The sequence below is a fragment of the Gilliamella sp. Pra-s52 genome, assembly GCF_009795805.1.
Taxonomy (GTDB): domain Bacteria; phylum Pseudomonadota; class Gammaproteobacteria; order Enterobacterales; family Orbaceae; genus Gilliamella.
The window spans coordinates 1-483 of sequence record NZ_WTEY01000048.1 but is presented as its reverse complement, the minus strand read 5'-3'; the positions used below and the strand labels follow the sequence as shown (position 1 = coordinate 483).

Here is a 483-nt window from a genome sequence, read left to right as displayed (position 1 = left end):
CACAATATTTAGGGCGTTGAATATACACTTGCTTTGTGACTCGATTAAACCGTACCCGAATATGGCGGATGGTAAATAGTTCAAAGCGATAAATATAGCGGAAATAACGGATGCATAAATAAGTCAAAATTAAAAAAATAATTGAAAAGAATATTATTGCGAATATTCCTGATGCTATTTCCTCAGATTTATAGTTATTAAGATCCAATATGATATATGAAGCTGCATAACCTGCACTATATGGCATTAAAAAAATAAGTAATGATATCCAAGAGAGAATACCCCTAAAATTTTCAAACATGCCACCACGGATCTCTAAATAGCGATCGTTATAAGCATAGTAAGGTCCTATTGGTCTGGGATTATTACTGACGGATTCTTGCGTGTAGTTTTTTTGGACCTCTTTTAGCGTCATATCGCCACTGGTATAACCCATTTTTAATTTTTTGCGAGTTTCGGCTTTTATGGCACTACCAAACCATA

The 483-nt window shown here is 34.4% G+C and carries 1 pseudogene; it reads right to left on the bottom strand.

What is annotated here, in order from left to right:
• Window positions 1-483 (bottom strand): annotated as a pseudogene (locus GQ594_RS11885) (hypothetical protein); the annotation flags it as partial.